The organism is Microcoleus sp. MOSTC5 (genome assembly GCF_036701825.1).
In the GTDB taxonomy this organism is placed as follows: domain Bacteria; phylum Cyanobacteriota; class Cyanobacteriia; order Cyanobacteriales; family Microcoleaceae; genus Microcoleus; species Microcoleus asticus.
This window is the reverse complement of the sequence record NZ_JAUBRK010000046.1, coordinates 1-22,452: the sequence shown is the minus strand read 5'-3', so window position 1 is coordinate 22,452 and position 22,452 is coordinate 1. Positions and strand designations below refer to the sequence as shown.

The window sequence follows — 22,452 nt, the reverse complement described above, 5'->3', positions numbered from 1 at the left end:
CTGCGGTCTACAAAAAGCAATTAAAATAAATGCACCGCTGAAAAATTACCAAAGCTACCTTGAAAAAAATCCTGTTAAAATTTATCTTATTTAGGGAATTTCGCTCAGCATCCAGTATCTATTGAGGGTAGCCATAACTTCCACGAAATTAGAAAAAGTGACAGGTTTAAGAATATAGCCCGCTACATTCAAATTATAAGCTTCTACTTTATCTCTATCTTCATTAGAAGTTGTGAGAACGATCACCGGAATCGACCTCAAACATTCATCTAGTCGCAATTCTCGCAAAAACTCGATCCCGTTCATTCTCGGCATATTCAAGTCCAGCAGAATTAACCGGCGCGCTTGAGGCATTGCAGGCTCGATTTTCCCTTCTCCGCGCAATATAGACAGAGCTTCTAATCCGTTGGCTGCCATGTAGAGAGGGTTAACGATGTTATTTTTTTTGAACGCTCGCCGGACGTTCATTACATCAACCTCATCATCTTCAACCAAGAGGATATGAATTTTTTTGTCTTCCATAAATTAGTCACTTTGCAGGTGTTTTGTAAGCATCAGTCTCGTTGGCGAGGTCGATCGCGCACCGATCGCGAACCCAGCAAGTCTCATCTCTATTGTCCTTTGTCAAGAATCATTTATGCCTCAGCCGATCGCGGTATCTACCTGCAGGGGTACTCGCCCGTCCGGGGCCTAAGTGGGGCAGCCTAGATCCAAAAACTCGCCAATAACGCCCGATCGAGCTACTGTAAAATCTAAAACTTATCTACATTATTAATCGCCATGTCAGCCGATCGCAAACTCTACGAAGGCAAAGCCAAAATCCTGTACTCCACCGAAGACAGCGAAATTTTGCTGACCCACTTCAAAGATGACGCCACAGCCTTTAACGCCCAGAAACGCGGCAGCATCGTCGGCAAAGGCGAAATCAACTGCGCCGTATCCGCGCACCTGTTTCGGATGCTAGAAGCCAAAGGGATTCCCACACACTTCATCGACACGCCGGCCCCCAACCAAATGCGAGTCTGTCGCGTCCAAATCTTGCCCTTGGAAGTCGTAGTCAGAAATATTGCCGCCGGCAGTCTTTGCAAGCAAACAGGACTCGCCCTAGGCACAATTGTCAATCCCCCGCTGGTGGAATTTTATTACAAAAACGACGATTTGGGAGACCCGCTACTGACCCGCGGCAGAATCCAGTTAATGCAGCTAGCCACCCCCGAACAAGTAGAGCAACTAGAAATCGCCGCCCGCGAAATTAACGAAATACTCAAAGAATTTTTCACCGAGTGCGGCATCACCCTAGTAGACTTCAAACTAGAATTCGGTATCGACCAACATCAAAATCTGATCCTCGCCGACGAAATCAGTCCCGACACGTGCCGCCTCTGGGACAACACAGAAACTGACCCCGATGCCCGTGTTATGGATAAAGACCGATTCCGGCGCGACTTGGGATCGGTAGAAAGTGCTTACCAGCAAGTTCTCCAGCGGGTTTTAGCTCAGAAAGTTTAGAGGCCTTAACAATGCGCTAAAATTGCACAGTTTGTCACCCTTCTGCTTTCGATGTCAGCAATCAGCGGTCAACAGTCATCAATTAGCGGTCAGCGCGAAATTCAACCGACTTATATAACTAATGACTAAGACTAATGAATAATGACTAATGTGGTGTGTTGATTGCCCAAAAAAGTGAACAAAAATGCGTTTATCTGCTGTATTGGTGGCAGTTTTTACTGCCTCAGCAACATTCGGGTTATCAAATTCGGCAAACGGCCAAACATCCTACTCTGAATCAGCAGAGGAAGCTTTGGCTGCCGTTCCGCCCGCCCCGTCGATCGAATTACCCGATCGCCCCATTCCAGAATTAACCCAAAATCCTCCTCAAAACCGCAAAGCCGCTAAAACTAGCAAAGCCGAAGCCCTAAAAATAGCGGCGGCCCCTGACAGAGGAGAGAACGACCGCGAACCCCCAAGCCTAGTCACAGACCCGGCCTCCCCGGTTTCACCTCCGAGCCTTCAACTCAAACCCGAGCTAGCATCCAACCTCTCCCCCGCCTCTAGCAGCCAAAACGCCTTGCCAGAGACGCAACTGGGCAGCCCGCTCCCCCCATCGGAAGCGGCTGTAACGCCCGCCTGGATCGCAGCAGAGCTAGGGAAACCAGAGGAATCCGGGGCGATCGCTCAAAACGCCCCAGTTCCCCCCAGACCGGCCCCGACCAGACCGCCGGCTAACACCGTTCCTCCATTGCCCCCTGGCCCAGCACCGCAGCCCAGACAAACCCCCGCACCCGCCGGAGCGGCAGAACCCCAAGTGCTAGTTGCAGAAGTTACCGTCACCGGGGCGACGGGAGACTTGGAACGCGAGATTTACCGAGTCATCAGCACCCAACCGGGACGCACGACCAACCGCAGCCAACTGCAACAAGACATCAACGCCATTTTTGCCACGGGCTTTTTCAGAAACGTGCGGGCAGTACCCGAAGACACCCCGTTGGGCGTCCGGGTGACTTTTATCGTGCAGGCAAATCCGGTGCTGCGGGGAGTGACAATCACCGGCCAGCAAGTGCTGCCCCAAAGCGTAATTGACGAAAGCTTCCGCGATCAGTACGGCCAAATTCTCAACCTCCGCCGCTTTGAGGAGGGAGTGAAAAAAATTAATGCGTGGTATCAAGAGAACGGCTATGTTTTGGGCCAAATCACTGATGCCCCGCAAGTAGGAGAGGACGGCACAGTCACCCTGGTAGTGGCAGAAGGCCAGATCGAATCCGTTGATGTCCGCTTCCTGAACAAGGAGGGAGAGGCAACGGATGCCACGGGTCAGCCGATCGGAGGCAACACCCGCCGCTTTGTCGTCACCCGCGAAGTAGAACTCAAGCCCGGAGACATCTTTAACCGCACCAAGGCGGAAAGAGATTTAAGACGGGTGTTTGGTTTGGGAATTTTTGAAGACGTGCGGCTTGCCTTGGAACCGGGAACGACTGATCCCCGCAAGGCAAGGGTAATTGTCAACGTCATCGAGAAAAATACTGGTTCTCTGGCTGCTGGTGCGGGTTTGAGTTCCGCGACGGGTTTGTTCGGTACGCTGAGTTACCAGCAGCAAAACTTGGGCGGTAGGAACCAGAAGTTGGGCGCTGAAGTACAAATCGGCGAACGCCAAACGCTGTTTGACCTGAGTTTTACTGACCCCTGGATTTCGGGCGATCCTTACCGCACTTCTTTCACCGCTAATGTTTTTAGAAGACGATCGATCAGCGTGATTTTTGACGGCGGCGAACGGGAAGTCAGATTGCCCAACGAGGATCGACCCCGCATCGTTCGCACCGGTGGCGGCATCAATTTCACCCGTCCCCTGTCGCGCAATCCTTTTGCCGATTCTGAGTGGACTGCTTCAGTCGGCTTGCAGTACCAGCGAGTCTCAATTACCGATCGCAAAGGCCGTCGCGAATCCGAGGACGAACTCGGCAACCAGTTGAGTTTTAGCGATTCCGGCTCCGACGACTTGACAACACTGCAAGCAGGTGTTGTGCGCGATCGGCGCAACGACGCCCTCCGCCCCACTAGCGGTTCTTTGCTCAGGTTTGGGGTGGAACAATCGATTCCTGTAGGTTCCGGCAGCATCCTGTTAAACCGCCTGCGGGCCAGCTACAGCTTTTACCTACCAGTCAGGTACACTAACTTTGCCTCCGGCCCTCAAACCCTGGCATTCAGTTTTAGAGGCGGCACCGTATTCGGAGATTTGCCTCCCTACGAAGCCTTTGCCTTGGGCGGCGCCAACTCGGTGCGCGGATACGACGAAGGCGACCTGGGAGCCGGTCGCAGCTTCCTAGAAGCCAGCGTTGAGTACCGTTTCCCGATTATTTCGTTTATCGGCGGAGCGCTATTTTTGGATGCTGGCACCGACTTGGGCACGGGCAAAAATGTCCCCGGCGACCCTGCCGGTATCCGCGAAAAGCCCGGTAGCGGTTACGGTTACGGCCTCGGCGTGCGGATTCAATCTCCTTTAGGGCCAATCCGGATCGATTACGGTATCAACGACACCGGCGACAATCAAATTCACTTTGGGATTGGTGAGCGATTCTAAGGAAAGCAGTTGATAGTTGGCAGTTGGCAGTTGGCAGTTGACTACTGACTACTGACTACTAACTACTGACTACTAACTAATGACTAATTACTAATGACTCAACGTACCTTAAAATCTGAATTTGAACTGTCGGGTATCGGTTTGCACAGCGGCGAACAAACTCGCGTCCGAGTTTTGCCTGCTGGGGTTGGGGAAGGTCGCTATTTTGTCAGAATAGACTTGCCCGGTGCTCCGATAATTCCTGCAAAAATTGATGCGGTTTGTCAGACGGCACTTTCAACTGAACTGGCAGGTATGGATGCTCAAATTCGCACTGTAGAGCATCTATTAGCCGCTTTGGCGGGGATGGGAGCGGATAATGCTCGAATTGAGGTTGATGGGCCGGAATTGCCGCTGCTGGACGGTTCGGCTCTGGTTTGGGTAGAGGCGATCGCCCGTACCGGCTTAGTTCCTCAAGAACCGAAGCAAGACCCCACTTCCTCCTGCGTCCTAGAACAGCCTATTTGGGTGCGTCACGGGGATGCTTTTGCAGCGGCTTTACCGTCAGTCGAAACTCGCTTTAGTTACGGAATTGATTTTGAGGAACAGGCGATCGGCAATCAATGGTACAGTTGGTCGCCAGAGGCAGAAAGTTTTGCTAGCGCGATCGCCCCAGCCCGCACTTTTGGACTTGCCCGCCAAGTTGACCAATTGCGACAAGCAGGTTTGATCAAAGGTGGTACCCTAGAAAACGCCCTAGTTTGCGATCGATCCGGCTGGCTCAACCCGCCTTTGAGATTTGCCAACGAACCGGTGCGCCATAAAATCTTAGACTTAGTAGGCGACCTCAGCCTGCTGGGAACTTGGCCAAAAGCTCACTACTTGGCTTACAAAGCCAGTCACAACTTGCACGTCCAACTCGCCTTAGCACTGAAATCCCAAGCTTGGGCCGTGAAGGAGACAAGTTAGAAAAGGTGTCAGCCAAGTCACCGTTACAATTCACAACCCAAGACGCGATCCCTCGCGTTTCTACCACACTCAAAAGTCTTCAAGCAATGTCCACGCTGACTGAAGTTAACACCCTCAACACTGCTAATTCTGAATCCGTTCCCAGCGAAAACGGTGAGGATTCTCCAGCGGTTAAATCTACTTTTACTCTCGAAGAAATTCAGAAATTATTGCCTCATCGCTATCCTTTTGCACTGGTTGACAAGATTGTTGATTACGTGCCGTCCGAGAGGGCTGTAGGAATTAAAAATGTGACTTTCAACGAACCGCATTTTCAAGGGCATTTTCCCGGACGGCCGATTATGCCGGGGGTATTAATTGTTGAAGCGATGGCTCAAGTTGGCGGTATGGTTCTGGCTCAGTTGCCCGACATTGAGCAAGGATTGTGGATGTTTGCGGGAATTGATAAAGTCAAGTTCCGCCGTCAGGTTGTACCGGGCGATCAGTTGCTGATGACTGTAGAATTGCTGTGGGTAAAACGCCGTCGCTTCGCAAAAATACAGGCTCTGGCTGAAGTAGACGGACAAAAAGTTTGTGAAGGAGAATTGATGTTTTCGATGGTAGATTAAATTGGGGAATTGGTGAGGGCTTGCGCGTAGTTTTGAGTTGTGAGTTTTGAATTTCAATTAAAACCGCGAAGCGTTCCGAGGAACGAAGTAATCTTAAAATTTGAAAAATTCCCTCTTCCCTCTTCCTTCTTCCCTCTTCCTTCTTCCTTCTTCCTTCTTCCTTCTTCCTTCTTCCTTCTTCCTTCTTCCTTCCGTCTTCCGTCAACATCCATCCGTTAAATCCGTTAAATCGGTTCAATCCCTTACACTGCGCCTTGCCAAACTTCCTTCCCACTTACCAGCAAAAAACTGACAAATGCTTACTTTGATTCACCCAACTGCTGTGATTCATCCCGGTGCTGAACTTCACCCGACTGTAGAAGTGGGAGCTTATGCTGTAATTGGAGAAAGAGTGAAAATCGGGCCGGAGACTAAGATTGGTGCTCATGCAATTATCGACGGGCTAACAGAAATAGGTGCTCGAAATCAAATTTTCCCCGGTGCGGCGATTGGTTTGGAACCTCAAGATTTGAAATACGAGGGTTCTCAGACTAGGGTGAAAATTGGCGACAGCAATCAGATTCGGGAATACGTGACAATTAACCGCGCTACTGGAGCGGGGGAAAGCACGACAATTGGCAATCATAATCTATTGATGGCTTATGTTCATGTGGGACACAATTGCGCGATCGCCGATCGAGTAATTATAGCGAATGCTGTAGCCTTAGCCGGACACGTTAAAATCGAGTCTCAAGCCCGATTGAGCGGTGTTTTGGGCGTTCATCAGTTTGTCCACATCGGCCGCTTGTCTATGGTGGGCGGCTTGAGCAGGATCGATCGAGATGTGCCTCCTTATATGCTAGTCGAGGGGAATCCTTCGAGAGTGCGAGCAATCAACAAAATAGGCCTCGAACGCGCCGGTTTTACCGCCGAAGATTTGCTAGTTTTGAAGAAAACTTTTCGTATTCTATACCGTTCTGGCTACACTCTAAATCAAGCTTTGGAAGAGTTGGATTTGTTGCAGGAAAACCCCCATTTGCAGCACCTGCGGAGATTTATGCAGCAGTCTATAACCAAAGGGCGGCGCGGTTTGATTCCAGGCAACAAGTGAATGAGGTAGAATAAACCTATGAACTAAGTGACTGTTGCCCTATGAATGTATATACTTCAGTCAAATCTACATCCCCAGAAATAGAACAAGATGGCTGCATTAGGTTCTCAGATGTTAGTTGGCAGCAATTTGAAGCGATAGAAGCAGCTTTTAAAGATGTCAGAGGTGTAAAATTTTTCTATCTCGATCGAATACTGCAAATTATGACTGTCTCGCCCGAACACGAAATAATCAAGAAAACTCTCTGTATGCTCTTAGAGGCATACATGAGAGCAAATGGGATTCGATTTTACGGCAAGGGCGGGCCGACTCTGGGTGACAGAGAATTAGGCGGTAGAAAAGAGCCGGATGATTCCTATGATATAGGAACCCAAAAAATAGTCCCGGATATTGCTATTGAAGTCGTAATTACCAGTGGCGGGATAAATACTCTAGAGTTTTACAAAAGATTGGGCGTTCGGGAAGTCTGGTTTTGGCAAAATAGTCAGTTATCTCTCTATTACTTAACAGGTGAAAATTATGAGCAGGTTGCCCGGAGTACATTCCTTCCCGATCTAGACTTAGAATTACTGCTACGCTGTGCTAATATGCCCGATCAATATGATGCTGTTACCGAGTTATTAGCAAACATCTCACCTGTTTAAAGTCAGAATATGAAAATTTTTATCAGCACTGGTGAGGTTTCTGGCGATTTGCAAGGAGCATTGTTAGTTGCCGCCTTAAAACGTCACGCTGTCGCCGCTGGTTTGGAGTTAGAAATAACAGGATTGGGCGGGCCTCGTATGGCGGAAGCTGGGGCTACTATTTTAGGCGATACTGCGGGCATTGGTTCTATGGGCCTTATAGAATCTGTACCCTATATTTGGCCGACGATCAAAGTTCAGCAAAAAGCTAAACAATATCTAAAAAACTTCTCCCCCGATGCGGTTGTATTGATTGATTATTTGACTCCAAATCTCGGCATTGGCAGCTACATCCGCCGCTGTTTGCCGGATTTGCCGGTGGTTTGGTACATCGCACCTCAAGAATGGGTTTGGTCGATTTCTCCTCGCAATACCGATCTGATTGTCAATATTTGCGATAAACTTTTGGCAATTTTCCCCGAAGAAGCTTGTTATTATCAAAAAAAAGGAGCCGAAGTTAGTTGGGTTGGGCATCCTTTGGTGGATAGAATGCAGTCTGCGCCCAGCCGGGAAGTTGCCCGCAAAACTTTGGAAATTGAGCCGGAACAGGTGTCGATCGCCCTAATTCCTGCTTCCAGACACCAAGAACTCAAGTACCTGATGCCGGTTATATTTGAGGCCGCTCAAATTATTCAAGCTAAATTGCCGGAAGTTCATTTTTGGATTCCGCTTGCTAACAAAGCTTTTCGCAGCAAAATCGAACAGGCGATCGAGAATTACGGTTTGCGGGCTACTTTGTTAGAAAATCAAACTCTGGAAATCTTGGCGGCTGCGGATCTGGCGATCGCTAAATCTGGTACTGTTAATCTGGAGCTAGCTTTGCTCGACGTTCCGCAAGTTGTCGCCTACCGCGTCAGTCCGATTACGGCGATTATTGCTCGCCACGTCCTGAAATTTTCGATTCCTTTTATGTCTCCGCCCAATTTGGTGCAAATGAAGCCGATCGTCCCAGAGTTGCTGCAAGACGAGGCGACTGCGGAAAATATAGTGAACCACGCACTGGAATTGCTGCAAAATGCCGATCGACGCCAGCAAACTTTGGCCGGTTATCGGGAAATGCGCGAAAGTCTCGGAGATGTGGGCGTGTGCGATCGAGCCGCTGCGGAAATAATGAAAAATGTTAAATTAAATACAGCAAATTAAAGCAACTTTGTTATTGAAATGTTATGCCAAGCAATCGGAAAAAGCGACCGATCGCTGTTGATTTATTTGCAGGCGCGGGCGGCATGACACTGGGCTTTGAACAAGCAGGTTTTGACGTACTTGCATCAGTCGAAATTGACCCAATTCACTGCGCTACACACGAGTTTAATTTCCCGCTGTGCTCTATTGTGTGCAGAGATGTCGCAGAGCTTACGGGATCGGAAATTCGGAAAAAATCGGCGATCGGCCGACGCGATATAGACGTAGTAATCAGCGGTTCGCCCTGCCAAGGATTCTCCATGATGGGCAAGCGCGATGTGGACGACCCGCGAAATTCTCTAATTTTTCACTTTCAGCGCTTAGTTTTGGAGCTAAAACCCAAGTTTTTCGTAATGGAAAATGTGCCGGGAATTGCATCAGGAAAACACAAAGAACTCCTGAATATCTTAATTAGCTCTTTTTTGGAAGCAGGCTATCAAGTAGAAGAAAACTATCAAGTTCTCAACGCCGTTCACTACGGAGTGCCGCAAGCTCGCAAACGCTTGTTTCTGATTGGCTGCAAAAAAGAGTACGAGCTGCCAAAATACCCTCAACCAACTACTATACTGCCAAAAATTAAAGTTACTAAACGGTATAAAAAAGTTAATTTACCTGCTGTCCCGACAGTTTGGGATGCTATTGGAGATTTGCCGGAAGTGGAAAAGTACAGCGAGTTGCTGCACCGAGATTGGGTAATGGCGGAGTACGGAAAGTGCAGCACTTATGCGAGTATAATGCGCGGAATTGATGATTTGGATGATGATTATTCCTACAATCGCGAGTACGATCGACAAATCCTCTCTTCTAGTTGGCGCACAAAACATTCTCTAGAATGTATGGAAAGGTTTGCTGTTGCCGCCTACGGCGAAAAAGAGCCGATCAGCCGTTTTTACAAGCTTCATCCCCAGGGAGTTTGCAACACTCTCAGGGCTGGAACCGACAGGGCGAGGGGGGCTTATACTTCGCCCAGACCAATTCACCCGATCGCGCCTCGGTGCATTACCGTCAGAGAAGCTGCGCGGCTGCATTCCTATCCTGACTGGTTTAGATTTCACGTTACAAAATGGCACGGTTTTCGCCAAGTCGGAAATTCTGTACCGCCGCTACTGGCGAAAGCTGTAGCAGCGCAGATTATTAGCGCTTTGGGCGTGACAGCAATTAAGCCGAATCTCAAGCTGAAATGGGGAGATGATTCGTTGCTTCAACTGAATTGGTCGGAAGCAGAACACTATTATCTAAAAAGTTAAGCATGAGATTTAACTATCTCTAATTGGGAATTGGTGAGTAGTAATTGGGACTTGAGAATTGCAGTCCTGGACGCATCGGGACCCAGAAACCGGGTTTTTCACCTTGAGTGCGGTCTACAATGCGTATTTTCGTAATAAAAACCCGGTTTCTAAACAATCGTGCGTCAGTCCTAAATTGGTAATTGGTAATTGCTAATTGGTAAACAAGTAGTGATTTTTGCCTTTCATCTGCTTTTACAGACCGGGTTAGATCAAATCGCATCACTACTTATGCAGGACTACCCCCAATTAAGCGCGGGCTACCGTCCCCTGTATCAGTGGGCACAGTTCGATGACCGGCACGAGATGTCCCCGGTAATTAAACAAACCGGGAATGTATTCCGGCCCATTGTGCAGTTTTTTAAGGTGACAGTGGGGCAACTATTTCGACTACGCCTCTGCTATCCAAGGCGTAGCGATCGTCCTATACATCAAATAGCAACATCAACATCTAGATACTATTTAAGATTTTAGATTGTGAAAGTCTCCCGATAAAACATTTTGATAAATTTCGCTGAGTTTTGCAACAATTACGAGTCTTTTGGAATTCTAGAGCTATTGTGTAAAAAGTGTATTTTCAGGAGACTCAACTACTATGGGTTGGTTTAAAAGACTGTTCGGACTCGAAAAGCCTGAAGCCCCGGCTGAACCGATGGCACAAGTAGTACAGCAAGCTGCCCAAACGCAATCTATCGCTCCTGCTAAAGTCGGCCCAGACGGAAATTTTGACGAAAGTGGCTTAGCGAAGCGGGTTGCTTTAGCTTTTGACGGCGATGCCGAAGTTGCTGATATCGATACTGTTCATGTGGCTCAGCTCAGCAGCACGGTTGTTCTCAAAGGTCAAGTTCCGAGTCAGGAAATTCTCGACAAGTTGGTGGCGATCGCCTCTGCTGAAGAAGGCGCAACAAACGTGCAAACCGATCAGGTGACAGTCGGCTAGAGCCTATTGGCTCACCTCTGCGATCCCTCCTCGCTTCCCTGTTTAAGGGGAGTTGAGAGGGGATGCCAGAGGCTGGTTAAAGCTGGGAAACTAGATATCGAAAGTTTTTTAGCCATAACTTAGTTGCTGGAGTCGATCGAACTTGACTGCCAGCAAACCTTGAGATCCCGCTGTAGCGGGCTTTTTTGTGCGCTCTGACAGTGAAAATATTAATTTTTTTTAACTTGACTGGTTATTCGGTTAAATGGTAAAATAGAATACAGAAAGTAAAAAGTTTTTACTGACTAAAAAGCAAACCTGAGCTGACTGCCCTTTTTATCTCCATACATATAAGGATCAAAAAATATGAAACTTACTTATCGCGGCGTAAACTACGAGTACGACATTCCGACAGTAGATATGATCGAAGGCGAAGTCGCGGGCAAATATCGGGGCCAAAACTGGAACTACCGCTATCCGAGACACATTCCGGTGCCCCAAAAATCCGGCGGCCCAAACTATACCACAAAGGGAGATTCTCAAGCTGGCGATCGGGATGTCGCCGCAGCTAGCGCCCCAGCGGCGGTTAATTCTTACCCAACAGTTGTGGAAGTGGCGCAAGTGCACCGGGCGAATATTTGCAATATTCTCGATCGCAGAACGCAAGCAGCCAAAGCCAATGGCGATGAAAGACTGCTGCGCTTGCTAGAAATTGAGTGGAGACAAATGGTCTGTTAGAGAAAAGCTTCAGAAAACAAAGCGTTTGTCAAGAGGGGGAAGTTGAGTTAAGCTTGATTTCCCCCTCTTCCCATACAGCACTTGTCAGATAGGTGAAGTACAAATAAACCAGTTTCTGTCACCCCTTGACACAAACAACCTGCTTCAAAGTCGCCACAACTTCCACCAAATCCGACTGCTGACTCATCACCTCATCAATCGGCTTATAAGCCCCCGGAATTTCATCTAAAAATTGCTCATCTTTCCGGCACTCAACCCCCTCAGTCTGCCGCACAAAATCATCGAGAGTGAATACATTCTTCGCTTGATTTCGAGACATCAAACGCCCCGCACCGTGACTGCAACTACAGTAACTCTCAGCATTTCCCTTCCCTTTAACAATGAAAGATTTCGCCCCCATCGAACCAGGAATAATCCCGTAATCCTCTACATCCGCGCGCACAGCACCTTTGCGAGTCACATACACATCTTCGCCAAAATGCACCTCTTTTTCCGCGTAATTGTGGTGGCAATTCACCTCTAATAACGGCTTAACAGATTTGCCTCCCGCTACGTGCTTTTCCACAATTCGCTTAAACCGATTCATCATTACATCGCGATTAAAACGAGCATAATCTTGCGCCCACTGCAAATCGTGCCAGTAAGCCGCAAACTCCCGCGTACCCGCTACAAAATAAGCCAAATCTTTGTCAGCCAGATTAATTTCTGCCAGTTTAGCTAAATCTTTAGCAGTCTCGATATGCTGCTGTGCGAGCAAATTCCCAATGCCGCGAGAACCAGAGTGCAGCATCAGCCAAACAAAGTTTTCAGTATCAACGCAAACCTCAATAAAATGATTGCCGCCGCCGAGGGAACCCATTTGTTTTAAGGCTTTATTGTCTTGATGCTGCACGCCTTGATGAAGTTCCTTAAACTCGCCCCATCCTTGCCAGTTGGTGACAGTTTTTTCTACTTCTTTATTTTCGGAAAATCCTACAGGGATTGCGGCTTCTATATCGAGGCGAATTTGTTTGAGTTTGCCTTCTAATTTATGAGCCTTGAATGGCATTTTAATGGCAGCCATCCCACAACCAATATCAACGCCCACCGCAGCCGGAATAATCGCTTCTTTTGTGGCAATTACTGAACCGACTAAAGCACCTTTTCCTAAATGTACGTCGGGCATTAGTGCGACGTGTTTGAATACAAACGGCAAAGATGCTACATTTTCTGCCATCTTGGTTTCTTTTTCGCCCAGGGCGTGATTTGCCCAAGATAATACTGGTTTTGGGGTTGATATGTCTAATTTTTCGTAGGGCATTTTTGTTTAAGTTTGTTTGACCTGGTTGGGTCGTGTAGTATTATTGTAACATAAAAGTTTTGAATGTCAAACACACCTTATTGACTAATTCTAGGCGTCTCAACTGAACATCAAATGCAGTAGCGGTATTGTTGGTAAATCCGACAGTCCGACAGGGAATGAATTCCCTGTCTCATAGCAAAAGTCCTCTGAAAGAGGACTAAAATCGATCGCACTTTCCCTTGCTTTGTGGAACAGGCATCCTGCCTCTTCTCGATAGTATTTTCTACAGTCGGTTAAAACTGAGATCTTGCACCATTCTCAATAATCCTTTCAGGGCGGCCAGGATGACCACCCCACAAGAAAACTCATTCGTGGAACAGCCATCTTGCCTGTTCTTAAAAATGGTGCAAGATCTCAGGATTTTACAAATTCGGAGTCTTTCCCGCCGTCTTTTGCACGGGAATAGCAACCGCCTGCGGTTTCTTCTTCGCTGCCAACATCCCAAAGAAGTCGTGGAGCAAAATATAGAAACAGGGAATAATAAACAGCGTCAGCAAAGTTGCCAGCGACAAACCCGAAAACACCACCACACCCAAAGGTTGCAAGAATTCCGAACCCTCTCCTATTCCCAAAGCTAGGGGAAACAAACCCAAAACTGTAGTAATAGTTGTCATCAAAATCGGTCGCAAGCGCTGAGGTGCCGCCCTGAGAATTGCTGTGGTGCGATCGACTCCTTCCTCTTCCCGAATTTGGTTCGCCAACTCCACCATAATAATACCGTTATTCACGATAATTCCCACGAGCAAAATTGCCCCGATCATCACCGTCGCCCCGATCGCAGTTTTGGTCACATAAAGCCCGAATACTCCCGCCGCCAAAGCCAGCGGCACTGTCAGCAAAATCACCAGCGGATCAACCAGAGAATTGTACTGCACCGCCATCGCTACAAACACTAAAAAAGTCGCCAACCCCCCCAAAAGCTTGAGAGAAGTTTGCAATTGCTGATTAGTTTCAGCAGCCGAACTCGGCACAATTCTTATTCCTGGCGGCAACTTTAGTTCTGATACAACTGCATCGACTTGCTGGACAGCATCGCCCAGACTCGCACCCTTATTCAAGTTTCCGACAACTAAGAAAACTTGCCGCTGATTGAGACGCTGAATTTCGGCCGGCGCTTTGCCGATCGCAATATTGGCCACGTCGCTTAAACGGATGATGCTGTTATTGCCAGATAAGGGAATTTGTCCGAGTTGGGCAATAGATTTTACAGAAGTGCGATCGAACTGCACGCGCACGTCTATTAAGCGGTTTCCCCGCTGCACTTGAGTCGGAACAGTACCTTCAATTGCTGTCTGAATTGTCTCTCCAATATCTTGGGCTGTCAGCCCGTACACAGCGGCCCTTTCCCAGTCTGGACGAATTTGTACCTCTGACTGCGGCGGGTCTGCCTCCGGCCGAAACCGGGCTAATTTTACCTTCTCATCTAATGCTTTTAATATCTGACGGCCTGCTTCCTGCAATGATTCTTCAGTGTCCCCCTGAACCACGACATCAATTTCGCCACCCCGCACGGGAGAATTAGTTAAAACTAAACCCCTAATCGATTCTGGAACTAGCCGCAGACGAGTTCCTTTAGGAAGGTCAATTTTTTTCAATTCCTCAGTCATTCTTTCTGTAAAATCGGTGGTATTGGTACCTGATTTGAGCGTAATTGTGCTGCTTCCCCGAAGCAAATTTTCAGACGTACTGTTGCCGAACAGCAGCCCTCCCGCTGTCGTTAAAGTGTACTCTGTTTCTGGCTGTTCAAGCAGAATCTTATCGACAGCAGCAATCACTTTTTGATTGGTTTCCAAGTTAGTCCCCGGAGGAAATGAAGCAAATAATCTGGCTTGACTTGTATTAACTCTCGGCAAAATTTCTTGGGGAATTTGTCCTAGCATCACCCATGTGCCACCGCCTAAAATGACAAAAGCTACTACAATTATAATTAACCGCAAACCCAGGACTTTCGAGAGCATTGAACCGTAAGCCCGCGTGCCGTTTTCAAAGCCGCGGTTGAAATGTTTTATCGGCCCGAACTGATTGATACCGCTGGAATAAGACATTCCCATCAAGCGAGAAGTCAGCATCGGCACTACCGTTAAAGCTACTAGCAGAGACGCGGCTACTGCAAAGCTAATTGTCAAAATTAATTCGTTAAATAGCAGCGAAAAGAAGCCGCCAATCAGCAAAAATGGCAGCACTGATACTAAGTTAGCCGCTGTGGAGGCAACCATTGCTGATTCTACTTCTTCACTCCGCAACACTGACTCTTCTATTGTGCGTTCTTTTCGATCTTTGATTCTGCCTTTTTTCAGATGAGGGTTGCTGTCTAGACCGACTACAATATTTTCTAAAATAACTACGCTGGTGTCGATCGCCTGACCGATTCCTAGTGCTAAACCGCCTAAACTAAATAAATTCAGCGACATACCGAACAGCCGCATTAAAATAATGGCTGCTAGAGTACACAGGGGAATAGTCAGAGAAATAATCAGGGTTTGTCTGAGGGAACCTAAAAAGAACAAAACTGCGATCGCGGCAAGGACTGCCCCGGAAACCCCCGCATTTGCCACATCGGCTAAGGAATTGCGGATAAATCTGGATTCGTCTAAAGTTGTAACTACGGTCATGTCCGCCGAAATTAAGCCGGACTCCTGCATTTCTTTGATGCGATTTTTCACTCCGTCTACAACAGTAATGGTGTTGGCATCCGGCTGTTTCAAGATGCTAATTTTAACGGCAGGTTTTTGATTGAGAAAAACTTTTACTCGCTGTTCTTCCGTACCGTCATTTACTCGGGCAAAATCGCGCAGGTAAACTCGTTTGGGCGGGTTGGAACCGGATACTTGAAAGGAAAGATTGGCGATTTCAGAGGCTGTTCTAAAGCGGCCGATTGTGCGCGTCAGCGGTTCGTTAGATTCTTGCCGCAGCCGGCCACCGGAAGTGTCTAAATTGCGATCGCGCAAAGCATTAAAAACGTCATTAAGATTAACTCCTAAACTTTGCAGCCTGTTCAGGTCAATATTAACTTGAATTTCTTCTTGAACGCCCCCGGAAACGTCAACGGAAGCTACTCCGGGAATAACGTTAATTTCCCTGGCTAATTCTTCATCGGCAAATACCCGCAAATCTACCCCTTGTCGCGAGTCTGAAGTCAGGGCAAATTCGTAAACCGGCTGTTGAGAAGGATCAAATTTAAATAGAGTTGGCGATTCAACTGTATCGGGAAGTCGGTTGCGGATGCGGTTGACGGAGGCTGTCGCGTCGTTGAGGGCTTGGTCGATATCGCCGCCCGGTCTGAAGAATAAATCGACGCTGACTTGTCCTTCGCGGGTGCGGGAAAAAACTTGCGTGACTCCTTCTGTCGCTGAGAGTCCTTGTTCGAGGGGGCGGGTAATTTCGTCAACTGCGACTTCTGGCGAGATTCCGGGGGCGTCTAGGCGCACGGAGATCCGGGGATAGGTGATGGAGGGCAACAAGTCAACGGGCAGTTGGGTGATGTAGAAAATGCCCACGACTATAATCGCAAGTGTCAGCATGAGAGTGCCGATGTGGCGGCGAATGGCGGTCGCGCTAATGCTGAATCCGGTTTTGTCGGCTGTCATTCGATTTTAGATTTTAGATTTTAGATTTTAGATTTTAGATTGAAAAGTTTACCGCGTCAGTCAGCCTGCGAAGGAATGAATCGGCGGGCCCCAGACCAAATTCTTTTCGATCGGGCTTTAATTTCTCTCTAGAATCAGAGAATATTTACGCTCGGCACCTTACAAGTATAATAAATTTTAATAAACTCTCAAAAAGTTTTTTTGAATATTCCTTTAGAGGTAGTCGATCGCGCAAATGGGTTTATACTCAGCACAATCGCCAACCGTGCTTTTAAAATAGCCCTAATTCCGGTAAAATATCGCCTTACGGCTTAGGCTTGTAACAGCAGCTAGAACGCCTAAAGCTCTGTAAAGCTTACTGAGGGAGTAAGAATCATGCTAAATGGAGAATGCTATGGGCAATCGCAGGCTCAAAGAAACTTGTGATGATATTTGGATATTTTTATTAAAAATCAGATTTAAATGTTGGTATTTTTGGGTGCGAAAAAAAAGTAATATTTTACTTTTTTTTATTAATATTTTATTATACATTCTTAAATTGATTGCTTGGGCTGCCGTGGTTTTCGGTTTAATGTCAATTCTGGGTCATTTCTGCGAAGTTGACATACACATTAACCGATCGGGCATTACTCTCCACTATCAGTGTCCTGAACCAGTCATAAAGCCCGATCCTCCCGTTGCTTATATACCCAGCAGGGTTTCACGCTTCTGACCTTGCTGAGTATACACCAGCATCTTTACCGTCAAACCGCTCCTAATGACTAATCACTAATGACTACTGACTTCTTTCACTGTACTTGAGATCCGTGGGCGCGGGGGTCGGAGCTACTTGTTTTCACAGGCCCTGTGGGGGGAGTAAAATTAGAGACTTGACCTGCTGCTTGGACGTGAGGCAGAGGTTTTCCTGCAATTAAAGCTTCTAAGTTAGCTTCCATAATAGTGCGCGGCATTTCGCCCATCGTTTCAGCAACGGCGCTACCTTTATCGTTCAAATAGACAAAGTGCGGAATGCCATCTACTCGATATTTTGTGATTTCTGGCAGCCATTTGTCATTGTCTACATTCAGCATTACAAAATTCAGCGGTTCGGCATATTTCTCTTTGATTTCGCTCAGATCGTTAGCCATTGCCTGACAGCTACCGCACCAATTAGCATAAAATTCCATGAGTGTGGGTTTGCCGTTTACCAAAGCTGTTTCTAATGGCGTCGAAGCTTTTGCCATTTCGGTGAGACTGCTTGACGGCGTTTGAGTTCGCAGCCCCAAGAAGATAGATACTGAAAGGGCGATCGCTGCTAACACGATCGTTAAGTTTCTGATGCGCGTAGCGACTTTTGTTTCGGGATTTTTGGCGGCGGGGGCAGCAGTTGAGTTGGGCGAATTCTGAGTCATATAATAGATTGCGGTTTTATTTCTATGTTTTTATTTTAAATAATAGATTCAAATTATACCACATTTTGAGATAATCAGACCCATATTATAAAAATTTTTACTAAGCCCAGTAATTAGACCAAGTGCGCTAAAACATAAGATAACAAAGATTGTTTGTAAATTATCGAGGACTTGCAGGGTGAAAAAACGGGTAACACTGACGTTTCCCCAACGATCGATCCAAATGCCTGTCACCTATCGACTGGCAAAGGATTTTAATGTTGCAGCCAACATTATCCGCGCTCAGGTGGCTCCGAACCAAGTGGGCAAACTGGTGCTAGAGTTATCAGGGGACATCGACCAACTAGAAGCGGCGATCGACTGGATGCGATCGCAAAACATCGGCGTTTCGCTAGCCAGCCGGGAAATACTCATAGACGAAGATATCTGCGTTCACTGCGGTTTGTGTACGGGGGTTTGCCCGACAGAAGCCTTGACCCTTGACCCAGAAAGCTTTAAACTAAGTTTTGCTCGATCGCGGTGTATCGTTTGCGAGCAGTGCATCCCTACTTGTCCGGTGCAAGCTATTTCTACTAACCTCTAGGCCCTGTACAAACTCATCGGGATCGTCATCTTTTTTTCCTGGTTCCCCTAATTTTCCCATCGGATGAAAAAAACCTCTTGGGTTTCCCTAACTCTACTTTTTGTTACTTATTTCACCTTTGGCTGGAAATTATCTGAGTTTGATGTTCCCCCGCACCAGACTTGGTTTTTAGCCATAGCTTCAATTTTCGTGTTGGCTATCGCCTTGTCGTTCCCGCTGAGAAACACAAAAGCCTTAATTAGGGCGTGGTTTTCGAGCGATATCGGTGCTTTTCTTTCTATTATTGTAGGAGCTTTTGTGGCAGTGGTAGTTTTTGCCTGGATGCACCTTTTTGCTACTTGTTTACTCTTGATTTCAGCCGGAGCTTTGGCAAGACTCGATATTCAAATGTCTGGTTGGAAAAATTGGCGGGCTTTTGCAGTATTAATTACCATTTCTTTAGCAGGTGTGGGGTTGGGTGGAGCGATCGAGTTTTGGTTTAAAACAGGCAGGCTCGTATTCTCTTAATTGGGAACGCGCAATTTACCAAATCAAATTCTACAACTCGCAACGGATATTTAGCCGCAAACTATCAGAGCGCCCATCAATAAATACAGCTCATTTTTTTTGAAGCCCCCACCCCCGGATTAATGCCCCGTTCCGCGGCGCAATCATAGCAGTTTTCAAGCCTGGTGAGGTACAGCTTGTAAATAGCCGATTCCCTGTTGCGCCTTACCAATTCCCACTTACCAATTACTAATTCTCAAATACCAATTACCGACGAACCTGGAGTGGAAGTGAAAACCGCTATCGCAGTATTTGAGGTGTAGTGACTATTGCTCAAAATCTTATTCCCAAGATAAGATCCCGCAACTCCGGCAGCCAAAAACTCGATCGCAATAAAAAAGCAGCTTTAGGGAGCTGCTCGTCAGAATGCATGAGGTATTGTTTTTAGAATAGGACAGGTTGAATTCGATCGGTGCTGGGTTACATTTTTTGATACGAGAGAGTTGATGAGTGAATGGACGATCGTAAAATCGTCACATAGGAGGATAGCATCGATGCTAAATTTCCCGACAATCAAGTTAGCGTTTAACTGTCCTTGCGCCCTACAGCCCTTCAGCGGTGGGGCCATTTTATTTTTAGGGAGAACTCAAGAGCCGACTGTAACGCATCAGACGAGTCTGCGATTAGTTCTTGTATAAAATCTCCGCATCGCCACATCCTCATACTTATAAAGCTTACGCATCAGATCCGCTCAAACCCGGTTGATTCCCAAACATGGCGCGGTTAAACTGACACTCTCAGGCAAAAATAAGTATTTTTACTCAAGTTATACCATTGTAAATTTTAGATTTTAGATTTTAGATTTTAGATTTTAGAACGACTTATGAATATGCTGGTTTGGAGCTGGCGTATGGTTGCATTATTTTTTGGGAAGTGCGATCGCAAGTCCTCAAAAACCTGTTAATTTCTCAGAAACCCGGTTGCTTAATGTATCAATTGAGATCGGGCCCGGTTTCTGGTTTGATAACTTTTTTGATTTCCTCGATCGCCCTAGCCGCAACTTCTTCAGGCCTTTCGCCTCCACGGGTGGAGACTCGGACATCTGCTTGAGTGTAGAAACGCTCTCGCTCGTTCAAAAGGCTTTGCAGCTTAGATTTAATCTCGCCCTCCCGCAGTAAGGGTCGAGCGGTGTCCGAACGCAGTCGATCGTACAGTTGATCTACAGGCACATCCAGCCAAACCACTACACCGTAGTGCAAGTAACCCCAATTCATCGATCGCGCCACAATGCCGCCGCCCGTAGCCACGACCGAATTTTTATAAGCAGATAATTCGCCGAGCACTTTAGTTTCTAGTTCCCGAAAAGCCTCTTCCCCTTCTCGCTCGAAAATCTCAGCAATTGACTGATTAGCAACTCGAACAATTAGTTCATCAGTATCAAAAAAACGGTATTTTAATTTTCTTGCCAAAATCCGCCCCACCGTTGTTTTTCCCGCACCCATCATCCCGACGAGATAGATATTTACTCCCCTCAACAAATCCACTGCCAAATCCTCCCATATTTTTCTATTTTTTCAGGTTAATCGATCCGTCACTGGGGCGATCGTCGTCCTCAAACTCATCACCCTCATCCAATCCCCAATCATCCTCTGTTTCTGCACTAGGATTTTTCGCTGCTTCATCAGCGGGTTTAGGTATCGCCTCTTGCGGGGGAACGATCACCCGATATTCTGCATCGTAGATAGACTCTGTTTGCCCCACCCCAGACTGGTTTGGATCTCGATAGCCGTAAGAGTATACCGAGCCAGCCCAAGACTTGCTTTTCGGTTCCTGTTTAGCTTCGTAATCCCTCGGATTTGCCTCTGCAACGTCATTTACCTGCGGTCGATCGGGAAAATCGCGATCGTCCCCCCAATCGTCATCGCCACCTTGAGAGCCGGATTTTGAGCCATCTGAAACCCAATCGTCCTCATCGTCTGCCGCTTGAGAAGTCCCCGGTTGAGCGTAATTCTTCGCCCCATCCGGGTTCGGAGTTTCTTGCTGGAAAGTCCGGGTACTGTAACCTGCCGGCGTGCCGTACTCTGTTCGGTAAGAACCAGCAGGCTGAGTTTGGCTATTTTCCCTATTCAGATCCGGGTCAATTTCCTGTTTTCTAGGAGGGGGAGGCGGCGTGTAAGGCGTTCTCCTGTCGTCTGCGAAAGTATCGGGACGGCTGCGACTGTCGCGGCCGGTGCGGTTTTGCGTTGAAGATAGATAATTTGAAAAAGCGACCAAACCAGAAATCAATAAAGACGTGACAGCTCCCACCGCCATGCTCAGCAAAATCCAGATAGATAAAGGCAAAGCAGGCGATCGAACTCCCAAAAACACCAGCGATAATGCCGGCTCCACATTTTGGAGGGCAAAAATAGTTAGCCCTACCACAATCACTAGCAAAAAAACACCACGCATATCGAATTTTAATTTGTAATTTGTAATTTGTAATTTGTAAATGACTAATAACTAATAACTCATGACTAATGACTAATTACTAATTACTACTCTTCTTCCTTCCAGCGTTTGAGAGGAACGCAATCAATCCCCAACTGGTCTAAAGCGCGAGCCACCACAAAGTCTACCAAATCTTCAATAGTTTGCGGATTGTGATACCAAGCGGGAATCGCTGGTACAATTCTAGCTCCCGCTTCTGCCAAGGTAGTCAAATTCCGCAGGTGAATCAAGCTAAAAGGCGTTTCTCGAGGCACGAGTACCAATTTTCTCCCTTCCTTGAGTTGAACGTCGGCCGCTCTTTCGAGTAAATCCGAGCTCAAGCCAGCCGCCAACTTGCCTAGTGTACTCATGCTACAGGGAATAACGATCATCCCTTGGGTGCGAAACGAGCCGCTAGCAATATTAGCACCGACATCTTGCCAGGGATGGCATCGGAGTTTACCCATTGTGGGTACTCCTGCTTGTTCGCGCCAAAATTCCTCTTGAAGCGTCGGTTCTGCAGGCATTCGGATGTTCTGTTCGCTTTGCCAAACCATGTAAGTAGATTTCGATGCTACCAGTTCCACAGCGCGATCGGCTTCCAACAGAAACTTTAGAGTTCGCACCGCATAAATCAGTCCCGATGCACCGGTAACTCCTACAATGAGGGGGTAGTTATTCGTCATTAATTATTTGTTAGTTGACGGTTGACTGTTGTTAGTAATTAGTTGTTATATCAAATCTGTTAGCATCAGAATTATTCATATATCTCTTCTCAACCTCTGCGTGAATCAGCGTCCATACCTTGTCATCTGCGGTTAATACATTCTCTTTTTTTTACCGCAGATACAGGCAGATTAACACAGATTAACGCAGATAAATTATATAAATTCCGGTTGCACCCTCCGTGATTGTTGAATTTTGACTGCATTTGACGCCCGACTATGCTACCGGATTGGATATTAGTCCTTAATTATTTATTGATAATCATTGGTAACAAGTTAAGCCTGTATGGCAGTTGTCAAGGGGATTTCAGAAGAAGTATCAAAGAAATATTGGTTCTGG

Annotated in this window: 20 protein-coding genes; 12 read left to right on the top strand and 8 right to left on the bottom strand. The window is 47.1% G+C overall.

The features are described from left to right. Positions 1-90: 90 nt before the first annotated feature. The gene (locus QUA54_RS23255) at positions 91-522 is read right to left on the bottom strand and encodes a response regulator (RefSeq protein WP_172188630.1); all 432 of its coding nucleotides are present in this window, start codon (positions 520-522) and stop codon (positions 91-93) included. 258 nt (positions 523-780) lie between these two features. On the opposite strand from QUA54_RS23255, the gene purC reads away from it, so the two are divergent. From purC to fabZ, 4 genes are all read left to right on the top strand, one after another. Beyond that, the gene (gene purC, locus QUA54_RS23250) at positions 781-1,509 is read left to right on the top strand and encodes a phosphoribosylaminoimidazolesuccinocarboxamide synthase (protein ID WP_333416477.1); all 729 of its coding nucleotides are present in this window, start codon (positions 781-783) and stop codon (positions 1,507-1,509) included. 184 nt (positions 1,510-1,693) lie between these two features. Further along, positions 1,694-4,075 (top strand): BamA/TamA family outer membrane protein, encoded by a 2,382-nt coding sequence (locus QUA54_RS23245; protein ID WP_333416476.1) that lies wholly within the window; start codon positions 1,694-1,696, stop codon positions 4,073-4,075. 93 nt (positions 4,076-4,168) lie between these two features. Then, positions 4,169-5,023 (top strand): UDP-3-O-acyl-N-acetylglucosamine deacetylase, encoded by an 855-nt coding sequence (lpxC, locus tag QUA54_RS23240; protein ID WP_333416475.1) that lies wholly within the window; start codon positions 4,169-4,171, stop codon positions 5,021-5,023. Positions 5,024-5,109: 86 nt separating this feature from the next. Continuing rightward, positions 5,110-5,631, top strand: a complete 522-nt coding sequence (gene fabZ, locus QUA54_RS23235; RefSeq protein ID WP_333416504.1) for a 3-hydroxyacyl-ACP dehydratase FabZ — start codon at positions 5,110-5,112, stop codon at positions 5,629-5,631. A gap of 53 nt (positions 5,632-5,684) precedes the next feature. Here fabZ and QUA54_RS23230 read toward each other — a convergent pair whose 3' ends face one another. Next, complete coding sequence (locus QUA54_RS23230) at positions 5,685-5,843, bottom strand: hypothetical protein (protein WP_333416474.1); 159 nt, start codon at positions 5,841-5,843, stop codon at positions 5,685-5,687. 83 nt (positions 5,844-5,926) lie between these two features. Here QUA54_RS23230 and lpxA point away from each other — a divergent pair, with 83 nt between their 5' ends. From lpxA to QUA54_RS23200, 6 genes are all read left to right on the top strand, one after another. Then, complete coding sequence (gene lpxA / locus QUA54_RS23225) at positions 5,927-6,721, top strand: acyl-ACP--UDP-N-acetylglucosamine O-acyltransferase (RefSeq protein ID WP_333416473.1); 795 nt, start codon at positions 5,927-5,929, stop codon at positions 6,719-6,721. A 41-nt stretch (positions 6,722-6,762) separates the two neighbouring features. Then, complete coding sequence (locus tag QUA54_RS23220) at positions 6,763-7,365, top strand: Uma2 family endonuclease (RefSeq protein ID WP_333416472.1); 603 nt, start codon at positions 6,763-6,765, stop codon at positions 7,363-7,365. A gap of 9 nt (positions 7,366-7,374) precedes the next feature. Then, positions 7,375-8,547 (top strand): lipid-A-disaccharide synthase, encoded by a 1,173-nt coding sequence (gene lpxB / locus QUA54_RS23215; protein WP_333416471.1) that lies wholly within the window; start codon positions 7,375-7,377, stop codon positions 8,545-8,547. A 23-nt stretch (positions 8,548-8,570) separates the two neighbouring features. Further along, entirely contained in the window at positions 8,571-9,833 is a 1,263-nt protein-coding gene (locus tag QUA54_RS23210; protein ID WP_333416470.1) for a DNA cytosine methyltransferase, read from the top strand. 634 nt (positions 9,834-10,467) lie between these two features. Continuing rightward, positions 10,468-10,812 (top strand): BON domain-containing protein, encoded by a 345-nt coding sequence (locus tag QUA54_RS23205; protein WP_172188612.1) that lies wholly within the window; start codon positions 10,468-10,470, stop codon positions 10,810-10,812. A gap of 345 nt (positions 10,813-11,157) precedes the next feature. Continuing rightward, positions 11,158-11,529, top strand: a complete 372-nt coding sequence (locus tag QUA54_RS23200) for a DUF4278 domain-containing protein (RefSeq protein WP_333190757.1) — start codon at positions 11,158-11,160, stop codon at positions 11,527-11,529. 118 nt (positions 11,530-11,647) lie between these two features. Here the strand turns inward: QUA54_RS23200 and QUA54_RS23195 are convergent, their stop codons facing one another. The 3 genes from QUA54_RS23195 to QUA54_RS23185 all read right to left on the bottom strand — a co-directional run bounded on the left by QUA54_RS23195 (position 11,648) and on the right by QUA54_RS23185 (position 17,849). Next, positions 11,648-12,829: an RtcB family protein gene (locus tag QUA54_RS23195; protein WP_333416469.1), complete on the bottom strand. Its 1,182-nt coding sequence runs from the start codon at positions 12,827-12,829 to the stop codon at positions 11,648-11,650. Between the two features lie 404 nt (positions 12,830-13,233). After that, positions 13,234-16,458, bottom strand: a complete 3,225-nt coding sequence (locus tag QUA54_RS23190) for an efflux RND transporter permease subunit (protein ID WP_333416468.1) — start codon at positions 16,456-16,458, stop codon at positions 13,234-13,236. A 788-nt stretch (positions 16,459-17,246) separates the two neighbouring features. Beyond that, on the bottom strand, positions 17,247-17,849 hold the full coding sequence (locus tag QUA54_RS23185; RefSeq protein ID WP_333416467.1) for a thioredoxin family protein: 603 nt from the start codon (positions 17,847-17,849) through the stop codon (positions 17,247-17,249). A 178-nt stretch (positions 17,850-18,027) separates the two neighbouring features. On the opposite strand from QUA54_RS23185, the gene QUA54_RS23180 reads away from it, so the two are divergent. Together QUA54_RS23180 and QUA54_RS23175 are read left to right on the top strand one after the other, a co-directional pair. Then, positions 18,028-18,432: an NIL domain-containing protein gene (locus QUA54_RS23180; RefSeq protein WP_006635751.1), complete on the top strand. Its 405-nt coding sequence runs from the start codon at positions 18,028-18,030 to the stop codon at positions 18,430-18,432. A 63-nt stretch (positions 18,433-18,495) separates the two neighbouring features. After that, positions 18,496-18,939: a hypothetical protein gene (locus tag QUA54_RS23175; RefSeq protein WP_333416466.1), complete on the top strand. Its 444-nt coding sequence runs from the start codon at positions 18,496-18,498 to the stop codon at positions 18,937-18,939. Positions 18,940-19,910: 971 nt separating this feature from the next. Here the strand turns inward: QUA54_RS23175 and QUA54_RS23170 are convergent. The 3 genes from QUA54_RS23170 to QUA54_RS23160 all read right to left on the bottom strand — a co-directional run bounded on the left by QUA54_RS23170 (position 19,911) and on the right by QUA54_RS23160 (position 22,073). After that, the gene (locus QUA54_RS23170; protein ID WP_333416465.1) at positions 19,911-20,462 is read right to left on the bottom strand and encodes a shikimate kinase; all 552 of its coding nucleotides are present in this window, start codon (positions 20,460-20,462) and stop codon (positions 19,911-19,913) included. Between the two features lie 22 nt (positions 20,463-20,484). Further along, on the bottom strand, positions 20,485-21,369 hold the full coding sequence (locus QUA54_RS23165) for a LapA family protein (RefSeq protein WP_333416464.1): 885 nt from the start codon (positions 21,367-21,369) through the stop codon (positions 20,485-20,487). An 86-nt stretch (positions 21,370-21,455) separates the two neighbouring features. Then, a complete protein-coding gene (locus QUA54_RS23160; protein WP_172188772.1) occupies positions 21,456-22,073 on the bottom strand; it encodes a flavin prenyltransferase UbiX in 618 nt (205 codons plus the stop codon). Positions 22,074-22,452: the final 379 nt, after the last annotated feature.